General features: G+C 67.3%; 18 protein-coding genes and 1 tRNA gene. 15 read left to right on the top strand and 4 right to left on the bottom strand.

Annotated features, from left to right (window positions below; genetic code table 11):
• Nucleotides 1-62: 62 nt before the first annotated feature.
• Complete coding sequence (locus tag ACSHWB_RS04100) at nt 63-404, bottom strand: histone-like nucleoid-structuring protein Lsr2 (protein WP_093597089.1); 342 nt, start codon at nt 402-404, stop codon at nt 63-65.
• A 323-nt stretch (nt 405-727) separates the two neighbouring features.
• On the opposite strand from ACSHWB_RS04100, the gene ACSHWB_RS04095 reads away from it, so the two are divergent.
• The 8 genes from ACSHWB_RS04095 to ACSHWB_RS04060 all read left to right on the top strand — a co-directional run bounded on the left by ACSHWB_RS04095 (nt 728) and on the right by ACSHWB_RS04060 (nt 7,689).
• Nucleotides 728-1,009: a metal-sensitive transcriptional regulator gene (locus ACSHWB_RS04095; protein ID WP_382419475.1), complete on the top strand. Its 282-nt coding sequence runs from the start codon at nt 728-730 to the stop codon at nt 1,007-1,009.
• A gap of 55 nt (nt 1,010-1,064) precedes the next feature.
• Nucleotides 1,065-1,138, top strand: a tRNA-Leu gene (locus tag ACSHWB_RS04090).
• A 565-nt stretch (nt 1,139-1,703) separates the two neighbouring features.
• The gene (locus tag ACSHWB_RS04085) at nt 1,704-1,826 is read left to right on the top strand and encodes a hypothetical protein (protein ID WP_439660751.1); all 123 of its coding nucleotides are present in this window, start codon (nt 1,704-1,706) and stop codon (nt 1,824-1,826) included.
• Nucleotides 1,827-1,888: 62 nt separating this feature from the next.
• Nucleotides 1,889-2,809, top strand: coding sequence for a cellulose binding domain-containing protein (locus tag ACSHWB_RS04080; protein ID WP_439660750.1), 921 nt, complete (start codon nt 1,889-1,891; stop codon nt 2,807-2,809).
• A gap of 76 nt (nt 2,810-2,885) precedes the next feature.
• Complete coding sequence (locus tag ACSHWB_RS04075) at nt 2,886-3,665, top strand: hypothetical protein (RefSeq protein ID WP_439660749.1); 780 nt, start codon at nt 2,886-2,888, stop codon at nt 3,663-3,665.
• On the top strand, nt 3,662-4,567 hold the full coding sequence (locus ACSHWB_RS04070; RefSeq protein WP_439660748.1) for a sugar kinase: 906 nt from the start codon (nt 3,662-3,664) through the stop codon (nt 4,565-4,567). The genes ACSHWB_RS04075 and ACSHWB_RS04070 overlap by 4 nt, the downstream gene beginning before the upstream one ends.
• Complete coding sequence (locus tag ACSHWB_RS04065) at nt 4,564-5,412, top strand: SMP-30/gluconolactonase/LRE family protein (RefSeq protein ID WP_439660747.1); 849 nt, start codon at nt 4,564-4,566, stop codon at nt 5,410-5,412. Before ACSHWB_RS04070 ends, ACSHWB_RS04065 begins: the two co-directional genes overlap by 4 nt.
• 135 nt (nt 5,413-5,547) lie before the next feature.
• Nucleotides 5,548-7,689 (top strand): NB-ARC domain-containing protein, encoded by a 2,142-nt coding sequence (locus ACSHWB_RS04060; protein WP_439660746.1) that lies wholly within the window; start codon nt 5,548-5,550, stop codon nt 7,687-7,689.
• Here ACSHWB_RS04060 and ACSHWB_RS04055 read toward each other — a convergent pair.
• The gene (locus ACSHWB_RS04055) at nt 7,686-9,338 is read right to left on the bottom strand and encodes a hypothetical protein (protein WP_439660745.1); all 1,653 of its coding nucleotides are present in this window, start codon (nt 9,336-9,338) and stop codon (nt 7,686-7,688) included. The two genes, ACSHWB_RS04060 and ACSHWB_RS04055, sit on opposite strands and share 4 nt — an antisense overlap.
• Before the next feature lie 245 nt (nt 9,339-9,583).
• Nucleotides 9,584-10,777: an ROK family transcriptional regulator gene (locus ACSHWB_RS04050; RefSeq protein ID WP_439660744.1), complete on the bottom strand. Its 1,194-nt coding sequence runs from the start codon at nt 10,775-10,777 to the stop codon at nt 9,584-9,586.
• A gap of 368 nt (nt 10,778-11,145) precedes the next feature.
• Here ACSHWB_RS04050 and ACSHWB_RS04045 point away from each other — a divergent pair, with 368 nt between their 5' ends.
• From ACSHWB_RS04045 to ACSHWB_RS04025, 5 genes are all read left to right on the top strand, one after another.
• Nucleotides 11,146-11,298, top strand: coding sequence for a lasso RiPP family leader peptide-containing protein (locus ACSHWB_RS04045; RefSeq protein ID WP_439660743.1), 153 nt, complete (start codon nt 11,146-11,148; stop codon nt 11,296-11,298).
• A gap of 44 nt (nt 11,299-11,342) precedes the next feature.
• On the top strand, nt 11,343-13,022 hold the full coding sequence (locus ACSHWB_RS04040; RefSeq protein ID WP_439660742.1) for an albusnodin/ikarugamycin family macrolactam cyclase: 1,680 nt from the start codon (nt 11,343-11,345) through the stop codon (nt 13,020-13,022).
• Nucleotides 13,015-13,719 (top strand): lasso peptide biosynthesis B2 protein, encoded by a 705-nt coding sequence (locus ACSHWB_RS04035; protein WP_439660741.1) that lies wholly within the window; start codon nt 13,015-13,017, stop codon nt 13,717-13,719. Before ACSHWB_RS04040 ends, ACSHWB_RS04035 begins: the two co-directional genes overlap by 8 nt.
• A gap of 76 nt (nt 13,720-13,795) precedes the next feature.
• Complete coding sequence (locus tag ACSHWB_RS04030) at nt 13,796-14,410, top strand: ClpP family protease (protein ID WP_439660740.1); 615 nt, start codon at nt 13,796-13,798, stop codon at nt 14,408-14,410.
• Nucleotides 14,407-14,997 carry a ClpP family protease gene (locus ACSHWB_RS04025; protein WP_439660739.1) on the top strand — a complete coding sequence of 197 codons (591 nt, stop codon included), beginning with the start codon at nt 14,407-14,409 and terminating at the stop codon, nt 14,995-14,997. The genes ACSHWB_RS04030 and ACSHWB_RS04025 overlap by 4 nt, the downstream gene beginning before the upstream one ends.
• A 32-nt stretch (nt 14,998-15,029) precedes the next feature.
• On the opposite strand, the gene ACSHWB_RS04020 is transcribed toward ACSHWB_RS04025, so the two are convergent.
• Entirely contained in the window at nt 15,030-15,386 is a 357-nt protein-coding gene (locus tag ACSHWB_RS04020; protein WP_439660738.1) for a helix-turn-helix domain-containing protein, read from the bottom strand.
• 275 nt (nt 15,387-15,661) lie between these two features.
• Here ACSHWB_RS04020 and ACSHWB_RS04015 point away from each other — a divergent pair, with 275 nt between their 5' ends.
• Both ACSHWB_RS04015 and ACSHWB_RS04010 read left to right on the top strand, forming a co-directional pair.
• On the top strand, nt 15,662-15,784 hold the full coding sequence (locus ACSHWB_RS04015; RefSeq protein WP_439660737.1) for a hypothetical protein: 123 nt from the start codon (nt 15,662-15,664) through the stop codon (nt 15,782-15,784).
• Between the two features lie 57 nt (nt 15,785-15,841).
• Complete coding sequence (locus tag ACSHWB_RS04010) at nt 15,842-16,633, top strand: SDR family NAD(P)-dependent oxidoreductase (RefSeq protein ID WP_439660736.1); 792 nt, start codon at nt 15,842-15,844, stop codon at nt 16,631-16,633.

Below are 16,633 nucleotides of genomic sequence, written 5' to 3'. Positions count from 1 at the left end.
TCGGGTTAACACGTCGGCCGGCGAACCGGCCGACGTGTGGAAACCTCGCGTGTCCGCGCAGGTCAGGAGGCGTGCGCTTCCTGGAACTGCACGACCAGGTTCTGCGGAATGCGGCCGCGGTCCGAGATCTGGTGCCCCTGCGCGCGAGCCCAGTCACGAATGCGCTGCGCCTCAGCCTTGTCGGTGGCCTTGACCGTGGACTTGCCGGTGCCCTTGCGCTGCTTGCGGCCACCCGCACGACGAGCCTTGCCGACGAAGTCCGACAGCGACTCGCGAAGCCGCTCCGCATTTCCCTTCGACAGGTCGATGGCGTACTCGACACCGTCAAGTGCGAAGGTCACGGTCTCGTCGGCTTCTCCGCCGTCGAGGTCGTCGATGAGTTGGACGACGGTCTGCTGTGCCACTGTTCCTCCGTTGGGTACTCACATAGCACGCGGATCCTCGACGTAACCACGTGCTTCGACAACACCATAGTCCACACGAGGAAAAACGGCGAACCTTTCGCCGCTAAAATGTGACCCAACCGCCCGGTCGGGGCATTTACCCGGTAAACCACACGGGTGTTATGGGTCCAAAATGTGCTGCTAGTCGTCTCACTTCGACCCGTTGCTGGGCTTGCCGGACGCTTCCCCATTCCAGCTGACGGAGCAGCGTCGCACATAACGCACCCCCATCCGGTGCAGGTATCCTCGACATACCCGCCAGGGGTAGGGAAGGTCAGGAGCCGATGCACGGGTACACCGCGGACAAGGACGCATACCTCAAGCGACTGCGCCGCATCGAGGGACAGATCCGCGGTCTCCAGCGCATGGTCGAGAACGACGAATACTGCATCGACGTCCTCACCCAGATCTCCGCGGCCACGAAGGCGCTGCAGGCCGTGTCGCTGGGGTTGCTCGACGAGCACCTGAAGCATTGTGTGGCCCAGGCAGCGGCGGAAGGCGGCTCGGTGGCCGAGGAGAAGCTGGCAGAGGCCTCGGCGGCCATCGGCAGGCTCGTTAAGTCCTAGGGGTCCCCTGGGAAGAAACTCGCTGGGGTGATCCGCTACAGTTCACCCCAGCTACGCCCCCGTAGCCCAATCGGCAGAGGCAGCGGACTCAAAATCCGTCCAGTGTGCGTTCGAGTCGCACCGGGGGCACGGTCATCGGGCGAGGTATGTCTGCGGAAAGCGCAGACCTGTACCTCGCCCGTGGTGTTTTCTGGGGGCCGAGCCCCCAGACCCCAGCCGGGGGGCTGCGCCCCCCGGACCCCCGGTGGCATCGCTTCGCTCGGCCCCATTCCAAAGTGGAATCGGTGAATCACTGTTGCTCGGGTGGGATGTGCGTCTATGGCTCCCGGCGCATTGATGTTCGTGTGTTGTCGAGGGCGCGCGGATCGCTTGGGGGGCTCGTTGTGAGGTGTCTGTTCGGCATTGGGCTGGGTTTGGCATTGGCGGTGCAGGGGGTATTGGCCTCGGTGGCGCTCGCGCAGGCTTCGGACCCCGCGGTTGCCAGTTGGTTCGCTGGGGACGACCCGTCTACGTCGACGGTGTGGCGCAGGTTCGGCCCCTGCTAAGGCTTGGCAGGGCGACCTGACGGAGATACGCGCCTGGAACCGGGCCATCACCGCGCAGGAGTGCGGGAGATCGCCGTCGGTGCCGAGGTCGGTCACTGGCTGTTCAACGACGGTTCAGGTTCGGCGGCGCCGGTATGCCGGGAACCGTTGTGACGCAACGTGGCCCGTCGGGGGTGGACCCGTTCACGCCGCGCTTCCAGGAGCGCGCCGGACGCACCTTTGTGGACTTCCGCTCACATCCGCCGTTGATCAAGGCCGAACGGCGGATGTGAGCGGTACTCGGGGACCGCTACGGTTCGTGCTGGATTGCATGAACGTGTGCGGGAGTTCTTAGGTGTCTCGGAAGTCCTTGTCTTTTCTCGTGGTTCTGCTGGCGTGCGCGTGCACGACCGAGAGCCCGTCACGTCCGATGTCGGCGTCGGTGCAGTTGCAGGTGCCGACGCTGATCAACGACTCGCGCGGCGAGATGTCCGCCTCTGTGCGCGCTGTGGTCGACGGCCGCACTATCGAACTGGACGGCGGCGAACGCGTCCAGATCTCCCAGCTCGCCGAGCCCGCCGACTGCTGGGCCGCCGGCGCCCGCACGTTCGCCGAGAAGTGGTTGCTCGCCAAGCAGGTTCGCGTCAGCGCCATGACCCCGGGTGAGGTCAACCTCCGCCTCGAGGACGGCACCGACTACGCCCTGCTGGCGGTGAAAGAAGGCGTCCTGCGCGCCCAGGACGCCGCAGGTTCGTTGGCCGAAGCCGAACTGGCCGCCGCCCGCGGCGACCGAGGACTCTGGGGCACCCCGTGCAACGGCATGGACGCCACCCCGTCCTCGACCGCCACCACCACGACAACCCCCACCAGCGCGTTACAACAGCAACCCGACCGCTCCCAGCGCGTCATTCCCACGACCACCCAGCCACCCCCGGTCGTGACGACCCAGCCGCCTCCGCCCCCGTGCGCCGTGAGCTACCGCGCCGACCAGTGGCAGGGCGGCTTCCAGGCCCAGATCACCATCAGGAACACCGGCCGCACCCCGATCACCGACTGGTCCCTGCGCTGGACCTTCGCCGACGGCCAGACCGTCCGCGACACGTGGAACGCCTCCGCGTCCCAGCGGGGATCGACGGTGACCGCCACCGCCGCCGGCCACAACCGGACCATCCAGCCAGGCGCCGAAGTCTCGATCGGTTTCCTGGGCTCCGCCCGAGGTCGCAACACCCCGCCGGACGCCTTCACCCTCAACGGAACGACCTGCACGACGAGCTGACAGTTGGTCCTGGCGGCACCCCATGGCAAGATAAATTAGTAATTAACTACTGATTTGATCACGCCAGGGATGAACCGTGCAGGTCACAAGGGTTGTGCCGCTGTACGCCGAGGTGGACAACCACCTCGGCGGCCGTTGGACTTCGCTCCGCACAGCCCACCGCGAGTGGCTCTGGCACCGCCACGCGCCCACTCGGGCCGACGCGACCCCGAACGCCGCCTTTGTCGACGCGGGCGGCCTGGAGGAGTGCGTCCCCACCATCCGGGGCCTGCCTGATCACGGCGACGCCTGGAGCCGTCCCTGGCAGGAAACCCCCACCCAGGCCCGAGTGGACTGTCCCGACTTCACTCTCAGTCGCACCCTCGGTGCCGAAGCCGGTGCGATCGTCGCCGACTACGAACTGCGCGCCACCCCCGGCTACCGCTTTGTCTGGGCCGCCCACGCCCTCCTCGACGTGAGCCGATTTGCCCGATTGGTTGCCCCGGTCGGCACTTCCGTGCTGATCACCGATCCGATTCCCGCGGAGCACCTCTGGCCGGCGGGCCTCGACTCGCTCGGTCCCGACGACGGCACCGCCACCGGCGCGATTCTCGAACGTGGGCAGATCCGCGTGGTCGACGGAGATCAGCACCTCGACCTCCACGTCGAGTGCGCTGATCAGCCGGTCTCGATCGCGTTGTGGCGCAACCTGAGGGGCTGGCCCGAAGACGACCCGTACCGCAGCATCGGCGTGGAACCCATGCTCGGGCGCACCTTCGACCGCGCGGACACCAGCTGCCCGGTCGCGGTGGTGCCCGCCTCGGGATCGGTGCGCTGGCGGCTGACGATCACTGCTCTCGTGGAAGGAGTTGCATGACCGACGTGCTCACCCTGGGCGAGACCATGGGGGCGTTCCGCGCCGCCGGTCCGTTCCGCCTGGGAGGGACCGCGGAGCTGACCGTCGCCGGTGCCGAGTCGAACGTGGCCATCGGTCTCGCGCGCCTCGGCCACGCCGTGCGCTGGACAGGGGTGACGGGCGCCGACGAGATCGGATCGCTCATCCGCCGCACGCTGCTCGCCGAACAGGTGGACGTCCAGGCCGCCCGGATCACCCGGGACGCGTCGACGGGCCTGATCTTCTTCGAGCCGCGCACCGCCGACATCACCCGGGTTCTCTACTACCGCAAGGGATGCGCGAGGTCGAGACTGTCCGTTGAGGACGTGCGGCGCTCGTTCGACCTCGGTGTCCCCCGGATCGTGCACGTCACGGGCATCACGCCCGCGCTGAGCGAGTCCGCGCTCGCCGCCGTGACAGAGGCGATCGACCTGGGCAGGCAGGCCGGCAGCACCGTCAGCCTCGACGTCAACTTCCGCTCGAAGCTCTGGACCACAACGCGGGCCGCCGAAACAATCGGACCGTTGCTGAAGAACGTCGACGTGCTGATCGCGTCCGACGACGAAATCCCGATCGCCGGCGACCACGAGGTCCCGGAGGTCGTGGTGAAGCACGGCGCAGACGGCGCGACCGTGCACACGCCGGACGGGTCGTGGTCGGCCGAGGCCCACCGCGTCACCGTCGCCGACACCACCGGCGCGGGCGACGCGTTCGTGGCCGGCTACCTCTCCGCGCGCCTCGACGGTCTCGACCCCGGCGACCGGGTCCGGCGCGGCAACGCCGTGGCCGCGTTCGCCGTCGCGACCCCAGGCGACTGGCAGGGCCTGCCCACCCGCACTGACCTGGAACTGCTGGACCTGCAAGCGGGGAGCACCGTCCGATGACGCTGACGCAGTGGAACTTCGAACAACTCGAACTGGGTGAAGGCGCCCGCTGGATCAACGGCAGGCTCGTCGTGGTAGACCTGCTGGCAGGCCGAGTCCTCGAAACCCGCGGCACCATCCCGGCCCCGTTCACCGAGCTGGCCACACTCCTGGCACCCGTAGGCGCTGTAGCGCCAGTACGAGGTAGCGACGAACTGGTGGCCGCGATCGGAACCGGCGCAGGACTCCTGAACGGCCCACAGCAACAGGACTTCGCGGGCGAGGGCATGCGCGTCAACGACGCCGTGGCCGATCCCCAGGGCCGCTTCTGGGTCACGACCATGTCCTACGACGCCGAACAGGGCACCGGCGCCCTGCGCCGCCTCGGTGCCCCCGCGCCAGTCCTCAAAGGACTGACGATCCCGAACGGCCCGGCGTTCTCCCCGGACGGCAAGTACCTCTACCTGGCCGACAGCGCCCGCGGCACCGTCCACCGCTTCGACGTGAGCCGCGACGGCGAACTGGGCGCCCGCCGCGTCTTCCTGCACACCTCCAACCACACCCCGGACGGCATGACCACCGACGTGATCGGCAACGTCTGGATCGCCTTCTGGGGAGCGTCCGTGGTGCGCCGCTACCGCCCCGACGGCCAGCTGGACCGCGAGGTGACGCTCCCCGCCCGCCAGCCCACGAGCGTCTGCCTGGGCGGCCCCGACCTGAGCCGTCTCTTCATCACCACCGCGAAGTACGGCCTGCGTCGCCCGAGCCTGCACGACGGCGCCCTGTTCGCCGTGGACGTGGACGTGCCGGGCCGCCCGGCGGACGAGTACGTCCCATCGTCGGACACCAGGACCACCGCCGAGTAGCAACGTTGTCCTCCGTTCCGGTGATGAGCTGGGTGGAAGGGCTACTGCAGAGCGGATGTTTGGGGCCGTCCTTGGTATGGTGGTCCGACAGGCGGCCACCGAAGTCCGACAGGAGACTTGAGTCCTGGAGCTGCGATGGACGAACCGAACCCTGACGGACGGATCATGCGGTCCACCATGCGCAACACGGTGCGTCAAGTGACCGGCAACGCGGTGCAGATCGGCTCGTTGACGGGCGATGTGGTGGTGCACCAGTCAGGCGGCCCCGCCGAACGGCCGCGCCAGGTCCCTCCGATGCCACGGGGGTTCGTCGATCGCGAAACTACTTTGTCCACTTTGGACAAGCTGCTGCTCAGGGGGGCGTCGGCGCCCAGGCAGATCGTCGTGATCAGCGGTCTGGCGGGTGTGGGCAAAACGGCGGTCGTCCGTCGATGGGTGCACGAGTGGGGCGAGCGCTTCTCCGGCGGTCAGCTCTACGTCGACTACGCGGCGGTCCGCACCGATTCCGGCGCTCCGGTGAACGACGCGCTGGCCGATTGCCTGCTGGCGCTCGGCGTGCAGCACGAACACATCCCGGCGACGCTTTCCGCTCGTGCCAACCTGTTCCGGACGGTGACTTCGTCGGCGCCCGTGCTCGTCGTGCTCGACGACGTCACGGAACCCGCCCAAGTACCACCGTTCCTGCCGAACTCGAACGGCAGCGTCGTCCTCGTCACGAGCAGCGACAGGCTTTCCGAGCTCGCGTTAGACGGCGCACATCTGCTCTCGTTGGAACCGCTCGACGATCGGAGCGGTCTGTCGTTGTTGAGGGAGCTCTGCGGCCCGGCACGAGTGCTGGCCGAGGCGCAGGTGGCGACGAAGCTCGTGGGCTTCTGCGCCGGACTTCCCGTGGCGCTGCGCATCGTCGCCGCGCGGTTGATGTCGCGGCCGCAGCTATCGATCGCCTGCCTTGCAGGCGAGCTCGCGGACGAGGCCACAAGGCTGGCGGCTTTCTCGTTGCGAGGTGAACCGCTCGTGTCTGCTGTCTTCGACAACGCCTACCGCACACTTCCGGCTGAAGCATCGGCGCTCTACCGAGGGCTGGGGATCGCTCCGGTGAGAAAGGTCAGCGTCGAAGTGGCCTCGGTCGTCCTCGCCCTTTCTCCCGCACAGGCGAGGCGGTCGTTGGACGTGCTCGTCGACGCCTCGTTCCTGGACGAGTTGCCCGGCCACGGATTCGCGATGCACGACCTCGTCCGGTTGCACGCACGAGAACGCTCGATGGACGAAGATTCGGCTGAGCGACGGGAATCGGTGCTCGACCGCATTCGCACCCATTACCTCCGCAAGTCCGCGTTCGCTGACCGTGCGGCGATGGGAAAGCGGATGCGCATCGGGGATCTGGGGCACCTGTTGGAGGGCGAGCCCGATCCGTTCCCCGGCGAGACGGGCAAGGCCGCGGCACTCGACTGGCTGTGCGACGAGCGGGGCAACCTGCTCGCCGTCCTGCACGCACTGGCGGAGCAGGGCTGGGACGACTCGGTCTGGCAGCTTTGTGAATCGTTGCACGCGTTGTACCTCAACCGCCGTTTCCTCGACGACTGGATCGAGGCGAGCGAGATCGGTGCGGCGGCCGCGGATCGCGCGGGCAACGCGGCAGCGGAGGCGCGGCTGCTCAGCGTCGTGTCGAGGGCGTACACCGAGCTGGGAGAGCTGGATCGCGCCCGGACGCTCCTCGAACGGGCGCTGGTACTGGCCGAACGATCCGAGCACACCGTCCTGATCGCCTCGGTGTGGGAGTTCACCGGCAGATATCGGGATCAGGTCGATCCGAGCAGTTCCGCCGAGGCATATCAACGCGCGATCGACCGCAACACCGAAGCCGGTGAGCGAAGAGGAGTCGCGCTGGCGACTTACTTCCTCGGCCGTGCCGTCAGTTCAGGCGGCGACCAGACGGCCGCTTTGGAAATCCTCCAACGCGCTCACCGCTTGTTGCTCGAAGTCGACGATGTCCGAATGGCAGGTCGTGGCTCCATCAGCCTGGGGGTCGCCCATTTCCGCAGTGGTGACACGGCGGCGGCCAGGCGTGAACTCGAAACCGCGGTCGGTGTGTTCACCCGATCCAAGGCCGCGCACTACGAAGCGGAGGCCAGAGAGGCTCTCGCGGAAGTGGCTGAGTACGAGGGAGATCTGTACTCGGCGCGGGAGAACCTGACGAGGGTGCTGCACATCCGCCGGGCCAGTGGCGCGCCGAACCTCGAAGGTCTCGTCGCCCACCTGCAGAGGTTGACCGTCTAGACAGGGGTCACGGTCATCGTGGCCACACCCAGGCTGGTGCGCAGCGTGAACTCACCGTACAGCTCCTGCTGCGCGACGACGAGTGAGTAGCAGGCAACCGCGAGCATCCGCGCGGGCAACCCCCTGTCGCAGGTCACCCGGAACTGGCGTCCGTCCCACGTGAGGATCTCGCAGCTGCTGTCGTCCCGGAGGACCGCCACGACCCGGCAGCCCGGGTACCGCTGGGACAGCTCGGTCAGGTGAGCCTTGGTGGAGCCGGCGGAGGCGGGCGTCGGGTCGAATATGACGGAAGCGTTGGCGTAGCGCTTCAGGACGTTTCCGCCGACTTCGGCCAGGAGCCGTTCTCCGGTGAGGCCGAGCTTCTCGCGAAAGGGGGCGAGGTAGAGATCGCCAGTGACTTCCGTGCCGTCGACCCGGAAGTCGAACTTGAAGTAGTGCGCCGCGTGGCGGTACGGCTCGGGCGCCGGCGCCGAACACACCTCGAACTCGCGTGGCTGGACCTTCTTCCTGGCAGTGCGGAAGCAGAGGTCACGCAGGAGTTCAGCCGACCGTCCGGGGTGGGTGATCAGCCGCTCGACCAGGTGGGCTGCCCTGGAGTGGTCGTGCCGTTCGATCTCGGCCTCGATCTGCTCCCGCAGGTCGAGGCCGAGGACGATGGGACTTGCCATGCCGTTGCCCAGATCGGCCATCACGGTGCCGGGCACGACGTTCTTGCTGAAGGTGGCTAGCAACAGCGGGATGTCCATCATCGCGCTGTAGAGGCTCGTCGAGCCGAAGTCGCCGATCACCAGGTCGCTGGCGAGAACCGTCGCGTGCCAGCCCGCCGCTGTGGGGATGACCATCAGCCTGCCGGACTCGATGTGGGGCTTCAGCCGCCGCAGGATCTCGCTGGTGCCCTCGAAAGACCACACCGCAGGGTGCAGGAAGATCGCCAGCCGATAACGCTCACACGGAAGTTGGGCGAGGAGCAGATCGATCAGCTTGGATCGTCGGCCGAACAGGGAACTGCGGCCCCAGGTCGAACTCAAAGTGATGAGGCGCTGGTCATCGGTGACGCCCAGAGCCTTCCGGTAGGTCGCGCGTTCACCCCGGCTGGCGCACAAGAGGTCGAAGTTGCTGTCTCCCACGAAGGCGGTTCGGCCGACGGTGTGCTCGCAGGCCTCGGCCAACTGGCGGACCTGGTCGGGGTGGGTGACCGTCTGGGTGGTCTGGCCGGTTATCAGGCCCTCGGGCCGGGCGAGGCCGGAGAGTCGGTACTCGCCGGTGTCGCGGTCCTTCACGAACTTGTGGAACCCCACGCCGTGGAGCAGGACCAGGATGGGCGTCGGCGCGAAGGGGAGGGGGTCGATCCATTCACTCGTCGTAAGGATCAGATCGCGACGGCCGGCAGCTGCCGTGTTGTAGGGGATCGGCTTGATCTCCTTGGTGCGAAGCCAGTCGTCGATCTCCCGTTTGAACCGGGATCCGGGGCAGATGACCCACACGAGTTTGACCTCGGGATCGCCCTCGAACACCCGCAGCTCTTGATAGAGCTGGATCGCGGAGACGAGCGTCCGCGTGAAGCAGTAGATGATCAGCTCGCTGGGGCATGTCTCCCAGTCGAGCGCGTCGTGAGCGGCCGGGCCCAGATCGGGCGGGTCATGGTCCACAGCGTTCACCGGTCACGCGAGATGTTCGGCCGCGCAGCGCGTCCGGCAGCCGGTGGGCGAGATCTCGCGGAGCCGGTGAGGACACTCGCGAGTCTCGGTCCGCGAGTGTCCGCAACGGTGGTCTTGACGTGTTGGTCCACAGCATCGTGCAGCCCGCCCTCGGTTCGCGTGTCCAGTTCCCGAGGCTTAGCATATCTTCAAATCAAAGATTCATGAAGTTCGAGTTGCAGGTTTAGGTCCAAACCTCAGCTGGGTTGATGGTCGACCTGCAGCGCGAAGGCGAGTGCGCCCAGCGGGCCTGCGAGCATGCCCTGCTCGGACAGCTTGACCTCGGTCGGGCTGACGTGCTTGAACATGCCTTCCAGCGCGTTCTGTTGGAAGGTCTCACTGGCCGGAACGGCCACCAGGTCGCCCGCTTGGCCGAGTTCGCCCCCGATCACGACGAGTTCGGGGTTGATGATGTTGCAGACCCTGGCCAGCGCCAGGCCGATGTTGTCGGCGGCGATTTTCAGCACTGTTCTACAGACCTTGTTGCCGTCCTTCGCGCGCCTGATGAGGTTCTCGAGGTTGTTGGGAAGGTTGACGCGATGTCCCGTGTAGGCGATGCGGACCTGCTCGACCAGTCTTGCTCCACCGACGAGAGTCTCCAGACAACCGCGGCTGCCGCAGCGGCACACGTCGCCACGAGGGTCCATCGTGAGGTGACCGATTTCGCCGGCTAGGCCGTGTCGTCCGCGGGTGATCGCTCCGGCGATGATGAGCCCCGCGCCGATGCCGGCGGACGACTTCACGAAGAGCAGGGTCTCGCGGTCCCGGCCGTGTCCGTAGAGGTGCTCGCCGAAGGCTGCGAAGTTGCACTCGTTGTCTGGGATGACCGGGACTTTCGGGAAGCTCTCCTCGAACCACTGCATGGGATTGCCCTGCAGGTCCCAGTCGAGGGAGGAGGCGACCTGGGAGATCTCGCCGCTGCGGGGGTCGATGGCCGCGGGGATGCCGAGTCCGATGGACACGATGTGCTCTGTGCCGAGGCCGGTTCGTGCCACCAGGTCCTTGATCATCAAGACGCATTCGCGGCGCCACGCGTCCATGCCCTGGGTCGCCCCGAAGTTCACCGTGCTGTCCAGCGTTTCCTCGGAGTCGACGCGCCGGACTGCGACCGTCAGCCTGTCGTGCCCGACCTCGACGCCCACCGCCACGCCACGCACCGATCCGATGCTGATGCGTTTGCCTCGTTCGCCGTCGCTCCCGTCGACGCGGAACACGTTATCGTCCACGAGTTCCTGCACGACGCCTGAGACGGTGCCCTGGGACAGGTGCGTGCGCTTGGCGATCTGCACCTGGGTCGAGGGCTGTGCCATTACTGCGCGGATGACCCTTCGCTTGTTGCCTTCGCGGACCGACTCTGGCTTTGTGCTCAGCAACTCGCGCGCGTCGTGCACCCTGCCGTCTTGTGAAGTCATCAGCACCCAATCAAGTCTATCTTAGTGTATCTTCAAGTCGAAGCAGGGCGGGTTGCAAGATCGTAAACAAGTGTCGTGACTGGAGTGACGCTGGGTAGCTTTTTGAAGCATCGACCATAGCCGCTACCCTGGCGGGCCGCATACGAAGCTGGTTGGGCTCTACCAGAATGGAACCTGGGCTCCAGGGGTACTCGAACCGGTCGCGGAGTTGGATTGTCCACTCCTGCGACACGTTGGTGCGCGCACTTCCCCCACTCGGCCCTTCAGGGACCGTCGCAAGGCCCGTAGGCTGTTGCTGAAAGTCACTTGGCGCGAACTCTCCGGATTTACCTAGGGGGCGAATGGCCATGACCAGCGATGATGATGGCTTCCCCGAAGTCGAAGACCCGCAGATTTCGCTCTACGAACCACCGGCCGTCTTCGATGCCGGAAAAGTCGTGCAGGTGACTCGTGGCAGTTCCAGCGGCTCCGGCGACGCCAGCGGGCAGTCGTTCAGCTGATCGGCCGAGCCGTGCGGGACCCGGGACGGGCCGGCGGCGGCCGGGTGTCGATCGATCGCGGTGAGTGCCGCGTCGTAGAGGGCCGGGATCGCACCACCGTCCTCATCGGACACTGCTTCGCCGATGACGACCTCGTGCGAGTGCGAAGTGGTGATCTCCGTGCCCTGATGTCGTTGCCTGGCGCGTACTCCGCTGTGGTGGTCCGTGATCAGCAGGTCGGTCTTGCGTCTGATGCCTCGGCTCAGTTTCCACTTTACGTGTCCACTTCCGGAGGCGACGTCGTGTTCGGCTCACGTGCGCACGCGGTGGCTGAGCAGATCGGGGTCCGGTTGGACCTGGGCCATCTGGCCGCGCAGATCGTGTATCCGCTGGTTCCCGAGTTGCTGGTGAGCAGGACCGCTTTTCACGGTGTTCGGCAACTTGAACCGGGTGCGGCCTTGAGGTGGAGCGCGGATGGGATGAGTCGGATGACCGCCACACCATTGACCGCCGTGGCGGACACGACTTTCGATGACTGCGCCGAAGAGTTGAGAGAGTGTCTACGCATTGCCGTGTCGGCAAGGACTTCCATTGACTCCAAGATGTCCTCGGACTTCAGCGGGGGCCTGGATTCCACGTCACTCGCATTTCTGGCGGCACCTCACAACGAAGCGGTTCCTGTTGTCACATATGCACAAGACGGAGCGCCGGTCGATGACGACCTGAGGCACGCGGAGCTGTGCGGGCGGCTAGACCCGAGGCTGAAGCACCACGTCGTTGTGGGCACAGGGGAGCATCTTCCGTACCAGAGTTGGCCGTCTGCGGCCGAACTGCCGCATCCGAGCTACCTGGCGATGGGCCCGACGAGACTGCGCGTGGCTGCGGCTGCTTCGCTGGGTGCCATGGTCCACCTGGTCGGTGAGGGCGGCGACCTCGTGCTCGGTGCGCCGCTGGGTTACTTTGTGGATCTTGCCCGACACAGGGACTTCGCGACGCTGTGGCAGCGCTGTTCGGCGTGGGGGAGGCTGCGGCAACGGTCGCCCCTCGCGCTGTTCAGGAAGTCCGTGGCGCTGGCGTCGACGAATCGGCGGCAAGGGCTGACGGGATTCGTCCGGCAGTTGGAGCGGGCGCACCCCGAGTCGTTCGTGCCGTCCTGGGAAGAGCACAACATCACCTCGTGGGGGGTGCCGCTGTGCGATTGGCTTGCACCACGGGCACGGGAAGCACTCTCCCGGCAGTTGATCGCGGCCGCGGAGGACGACGACCGCATGGACGCGTGCGATCGGACGACGCTGGTGCAGTTGGACTTCGCGGGGGCTACCCAGCGAGCTGTGAGAGAAACCGGTGCGGCGCAAGGCGTGGAGGTGCACGCGCCGTTTCTGGACTCCGAGGTGGTGCGGGTGTGCCTGAGTCTTCCCGCATGGCGGCGGTGTGACCCTACCAGCCCGAAACCGTTGCTGCGCAAAGCGTTGGCGGGCGTGGTGCCTCAGGCTGTGTTCGGGAGGCGGACCAAAGGCGACTACACGGTCACCTCCTATCAGGGGCTGCGACGGAACCTGACCGCGTTGCGGAAGATGTTGGACGAGCCGGTCAGCGCGGAGATCGGGCTGATCGAGCCGGTGCGGGTGCGGCGGGCACTGGAACGCGCGGCGCGAGGGCTGGAGACGGCGTGGGCTCCGCTTAACCAAGTGCTCGCCGTCGAGTTGTGGCTGCGCGAGTTGACCAGAGGTGACGCCGATGTCTGACTTCGTGGTTCCGTCCAGCGTGCACGTGACGCGTGGCGAGCGCGGAGACATGGTCCTGCTCAACGCTCACACCGGGCGGTGGCACCTGCTGAACGAGACCGGGCGCGTCGTGTTCGACGAGCTTCGGCGCACCGGCGACCTCGGTTGTGCGGTGGCGGCGTTGGAGACGCGCTTCCCCGCTGTCGATGCCGAGGCGTTGCGCGTCGACGTGGATCGGATGGTGACCGATCTCGTGGAACGGGACCTCCTCCGGCTGGCGCGGCGCGCGGGCGGTGTGCCGATCGCGTTGCCGGAGCGGCAGGACGTCTCCGCCAGGACGGGAGACCGGGCGTTGGCGGTGGGCTGCCTGCTCGCCGCTGTGGTGTTGCTGAGGTTGCCGTTGCGGGCGTCGATCGCCGTGGTGCTCTGGCTCAAGCGGAACCTGGTGCGTCGGCCCGCGACCGTCACCGAAGGCTTGGCGGTGCTCGAACTCGCGCACGCGATGAGCCGCTGGTTCCCCGGACGGATGGCGTGCATGGAGTTGTCACTCACGACTGTGCTGTTGGGGGCGGCGAGACGGCAAGGGCTCGACTGGTGCTTCGGGCACTCGCGCGATCCGCTGACATTTCACTCCTGGGTCGAGTCCGGGGGAGAGGTCGTACAGCGCGGCGACGACGAACCGGTGGCCGCCACCTACCAACGGGTGCTGGCGGTCTGAGAGCGCTGCTGTGGGCTGATCTGCCGTCAGCAGAGAAAGCGGCGAACCCACCGCACCGTTCGGCATCGTCGATCCCATGACGACCACCGAGAAGCTCTTCACCCCAGGGCTGCGCGACAGGTTCTTCGGCCAGCGCGTCCTGATCCTCGACGGTGCGCTGGACGACGACAACGGCACCGTGCTCATGACCCAGATGCTGTCGTTGGCCAGTGAGGACCCGCGCCAGGACATCGCTCTCTGGATCAACTCGCCGGGTGGGTCGGTGCCCTCGATGCTGGCCATTCGTGACGTCATGCGGTTGGTGCCGTGTGACGTGGCGACGCTGGCGTTGGGGTTGGCCTGTAGTGCCGGGCAGTTCCTGCTGTCGGCGGGGACGCCGGGCAAGCGGTTCGCGTTGCCGCACGCGCGGATCCTGATGCACCAGGGGAGTGCGGGCATCGGTGGCTCGGCCGTCGAGGTGGAGGTGCAGGCGGACGACCTGCGGCACACCCGGGACACCGTGCTCGGGCTGATCGCGGAGGACACCGGCCAGCCGTTCGACCGCATCTTCACCGACTCGCTGCACGACCGGTGGTTCACCACCGCGCAGGCGCAGGAGTACGGGTTCATCGACCACGTCGTGAGCGACCTCGGGCAGGTCGTGCCCGTCCGCATGCACAAGCTGGGACTGCACTCGGGAGCCGTCGCATGAGCAGCTACACCATTCCCAACGTCATCACGCGGGACGCGCGTGGCGAGCGGATCATGGACGTCTACTCGCACCTGCTGTCCGAGCGGATCGTCTACCTGGGCACCGGGATCGACTCCGGGGTCGCCAACGCGTTGATCGCCCAACTGTTCCACCTGGAGGCGGACAACCCGGACCTGGAGATCAACCTCTACATCAACTGCGAGGGCGGCGACCCGTCCGCGATGCTCGCGCTGTACGACACCATGCGCTACATCAAGGCGCCGGTCGCCACGACGTGCGTGGGGCAAGCGGTTGCGGCCGGTGCCGTGCTGCTGGCCGCGGGGGCGGAGGGGCGGCGGTCCGTGCTGCCGCACTCCAGGGTCGTGTTGCACCAGCCGGCGGCGCAGGGGCGGGGCACGATCCCGGACCTCATCCTCGCGGCGGACGAGGTGGTGCGGGTGCGCACACAGCTGGAGGCGATCCTGGCCAGGCACACCGGCCGGACCGTGGCCGAACTGCGCCACGACACCGACCGGGACCGCGTGTTCGACGCGGCGGGCGCGGTCGAGTACGGGCTGGTGGACCGCGTGCTCGACCAGCGGGTCTGATCGTGCGTGGCTGGAAGGGCGCGGCGGCGTTGCTACGCGGCCCAGGCCATCGCCACCGGACCCGAGGGGCGGCCCGTCGGGCGTGAGGTGTGGAACTGGCTGCCGGTCCGCAGGTAGCCGGCGCGGAGGTTGCGGACCTGGCCGGCGATGCCGATGAGCAGATCGGCCAGGTCGATGCCCAGGGCACCGGCGACCGCCGCGATCATCTCGCTCGACGGCTCCTTGCGGCCGCGCTCGATCTCGGACAGGTACTGCACCGAGATGCCGGCCCGGTCGGCCACGTCGACCAGGCGGTCGCCGCGTTCCTCCCTGGTCTCGCGAAGCTTGCGGCCCAGGGCTTCGCGCCACAGGGGCTCCGGTGTGCGTGTGAAGTCCAGGATCTCCGCCATGTCGTCATGGTGACAGCACGACGGCCGCCGCAAAGGGCCGTTCTGCTAGGAGCAGAAAGACGGCCCTGAAACGACCCGAAGGTGACCGAAAGACCGCTGAGCAGGCTGTTCCCCGCAAGGTCACGACCACCAGGGGAGAACATGAGACTGCTCATCGGACTCGGCGCGGCGGCACTCGCCGCGATCGCGATGCCCGCCGTCGCGCACGCCGCACCGCACACGACCGTCTACGTGCAGAACACAACGCGGGACTCACTCAGGCCGCGTCCGGTGACGTGGTCGGGGCGAGCCAGAACGACGTCCGGATCTACGCGAACGGCGGCACGCTGCCGGTGCGCACCGTGCAGATCGGCCGTTCCGAGACGGTCGCCAAGCGCGGGCTGGCCTGGGGGGACTGACCGTAGGCATCTGACGCCAGCTTGGCAGTGACTGCCAGGCTGGCGTACGGTGTCGTTATGGGAGTCGACTTCAAGAAGCAGACGGTGCTGGTCACCGGGGCGAGCGCGGGCATCGGCGCGGAGTTCGCGCGGCAGCTGGCGGCACGCGGATCGGGCCTCGTGCTCGTCGCGCGCCGCAAGGACAGGCTGGAGGAGCTGGCCGGAGAGCTGCGGGCGGCACACGGCACGACCGTGCACGTCGTGGCCGCGGACCTCGCCCAGCCGGGCATCGGCGAGCGGCTGGCGCAGGAGGTCGCCGGGTTCGGCGTCACCAGCGTCATCAACAACGCCGGGTTCGGGAACTTCGGGGCGTTCCACGAGGAGGAGCCCGAACGGCTGCGGCAGGAGGTCGCGGTCGACGTCAACGCCGTGGTCGAGATCAGCAGGGCGTTCATCGAGTCGTTGCGCGCCAACGGTCACGGCTTCCTCGTGAACGTGGCGAGCATGGCGGCCTACCAGGCGACGCCCTGGTCGTCGGTCTACGGCGCGACGAAGGCGTTCGTGGTGAGCTTCACCGAGGGCCTGTGGATCGAGTCGCGCGGCACGGGCCTGCGCGTCATGGTGCTCTCACCGGGAGCGACGCGCACCGAGTTCTTCGAGGTGGCCGGCAGCGAGGACATGACAGGGGGACTGCGGATGCAGACCGCGGGCGAGGTGGTCACGACCGCGTTGCGCGCCCTGGACCGCCGGGTCACGCCGGTCGGGGTCATCTCGGGCCGGATGAACCGGGTGCTGGCGTTCGCCGGACGCCACCTGGCCTCCCGTGCGATGGGCGCCAGGATGATCGGGCGGATGGTGCAGCGCGGTTAG

The sequence above is a fragment of the Lentzea sp. HUAS TT2 genome, from assembly GCF_051853195.1.
Classification (GTDB): Bacteria; Actinomycetota; Actinomycetes; order Mycobacteriales; family Pseudonocardiaceae; genus Lentzea.
This window is presented reverse-complemented; position numbering and strand designations above follow the sequence as displayed.

What these genes read in the sequence shown, in the direction of transcription:
- ACSHWB_RS04095 (WP_382419475.1), top strand. Translation starts at nt 728, where the DNA reads ATGCACGGGTACACCGCGGACAAGGACGCATACCTCAAGCGACTGCGC.
- ACSHWB_RS04070 (WP_439660748.1), top strand. Translation starts at nt 3,662, where the DNA reads ATGACCGACGTGCTCACCCTGGGCGAGACCATGGGGGCGTTCCGCGCC.
- ACSHWB_RS04065 (WP_439660747.1), top strand. Translation starts at nt 4,564, where the DNA reads ATGACGCTGACGCAGTGGAACTTCGAACAACTCGAACTGGGTGAAGGC.
- ACSHWB_RS04060 (WP_439660746.1), top strand. Translation starts at nt 5,548, where the DNA reads ATGGACGAACCGAACCCTGACGGACGGATCATGCGGTCCACCATGCGC.
- ACSHWB_RS04045 (WP_439660743.1), top strand. Translation starts at nt 11,146, where the DNA reads ATGACCAGCGATGATGATGGCTTCCCCGAAGTCGAAGACCCGCAGATT.
- ACSHWB_RS04035 (WP_439660741.1), top strand. Translation starts at nt 13,015, where the DNA reads ATGTCTGACTTCGTGGTTCCGTCCAGCGTGCACGTGACGCGTGGCGAG.
- ACSHWB_RS04030 (WP_439660740.1), top strand. Translation starts at nt 13,796, where the DNA reads ATGACGACCACCGAGAAGCTCTTCACCCCAGGGCTGCGCGACAGGTTC.
- ACSHWB_RS04025 (WP_439660739.1), top strand. Translation starts at nt 14,407, where the DNA reads ATGAGCAGCTACACCATTCCCAACGTCATCACGCGGGACGCGCGTGGC.
- ACSHWB_RS04020 (WP_439660738.1), bottom strand. Translation starts at nt 15,386, where the DNA reads ATGGCGGAGATCCTGGACTTCACACGCACACCGGAGCCCCTGTGGCGC.
- ACSHWB_RS04010 (WP_439660736.1), top strand. Translation starts at nt 15,842, where the DNA reads ATGGGAGTCGACTTCAAGAAGCAGACGGTGCTGGTCACCGGGGCGAGC.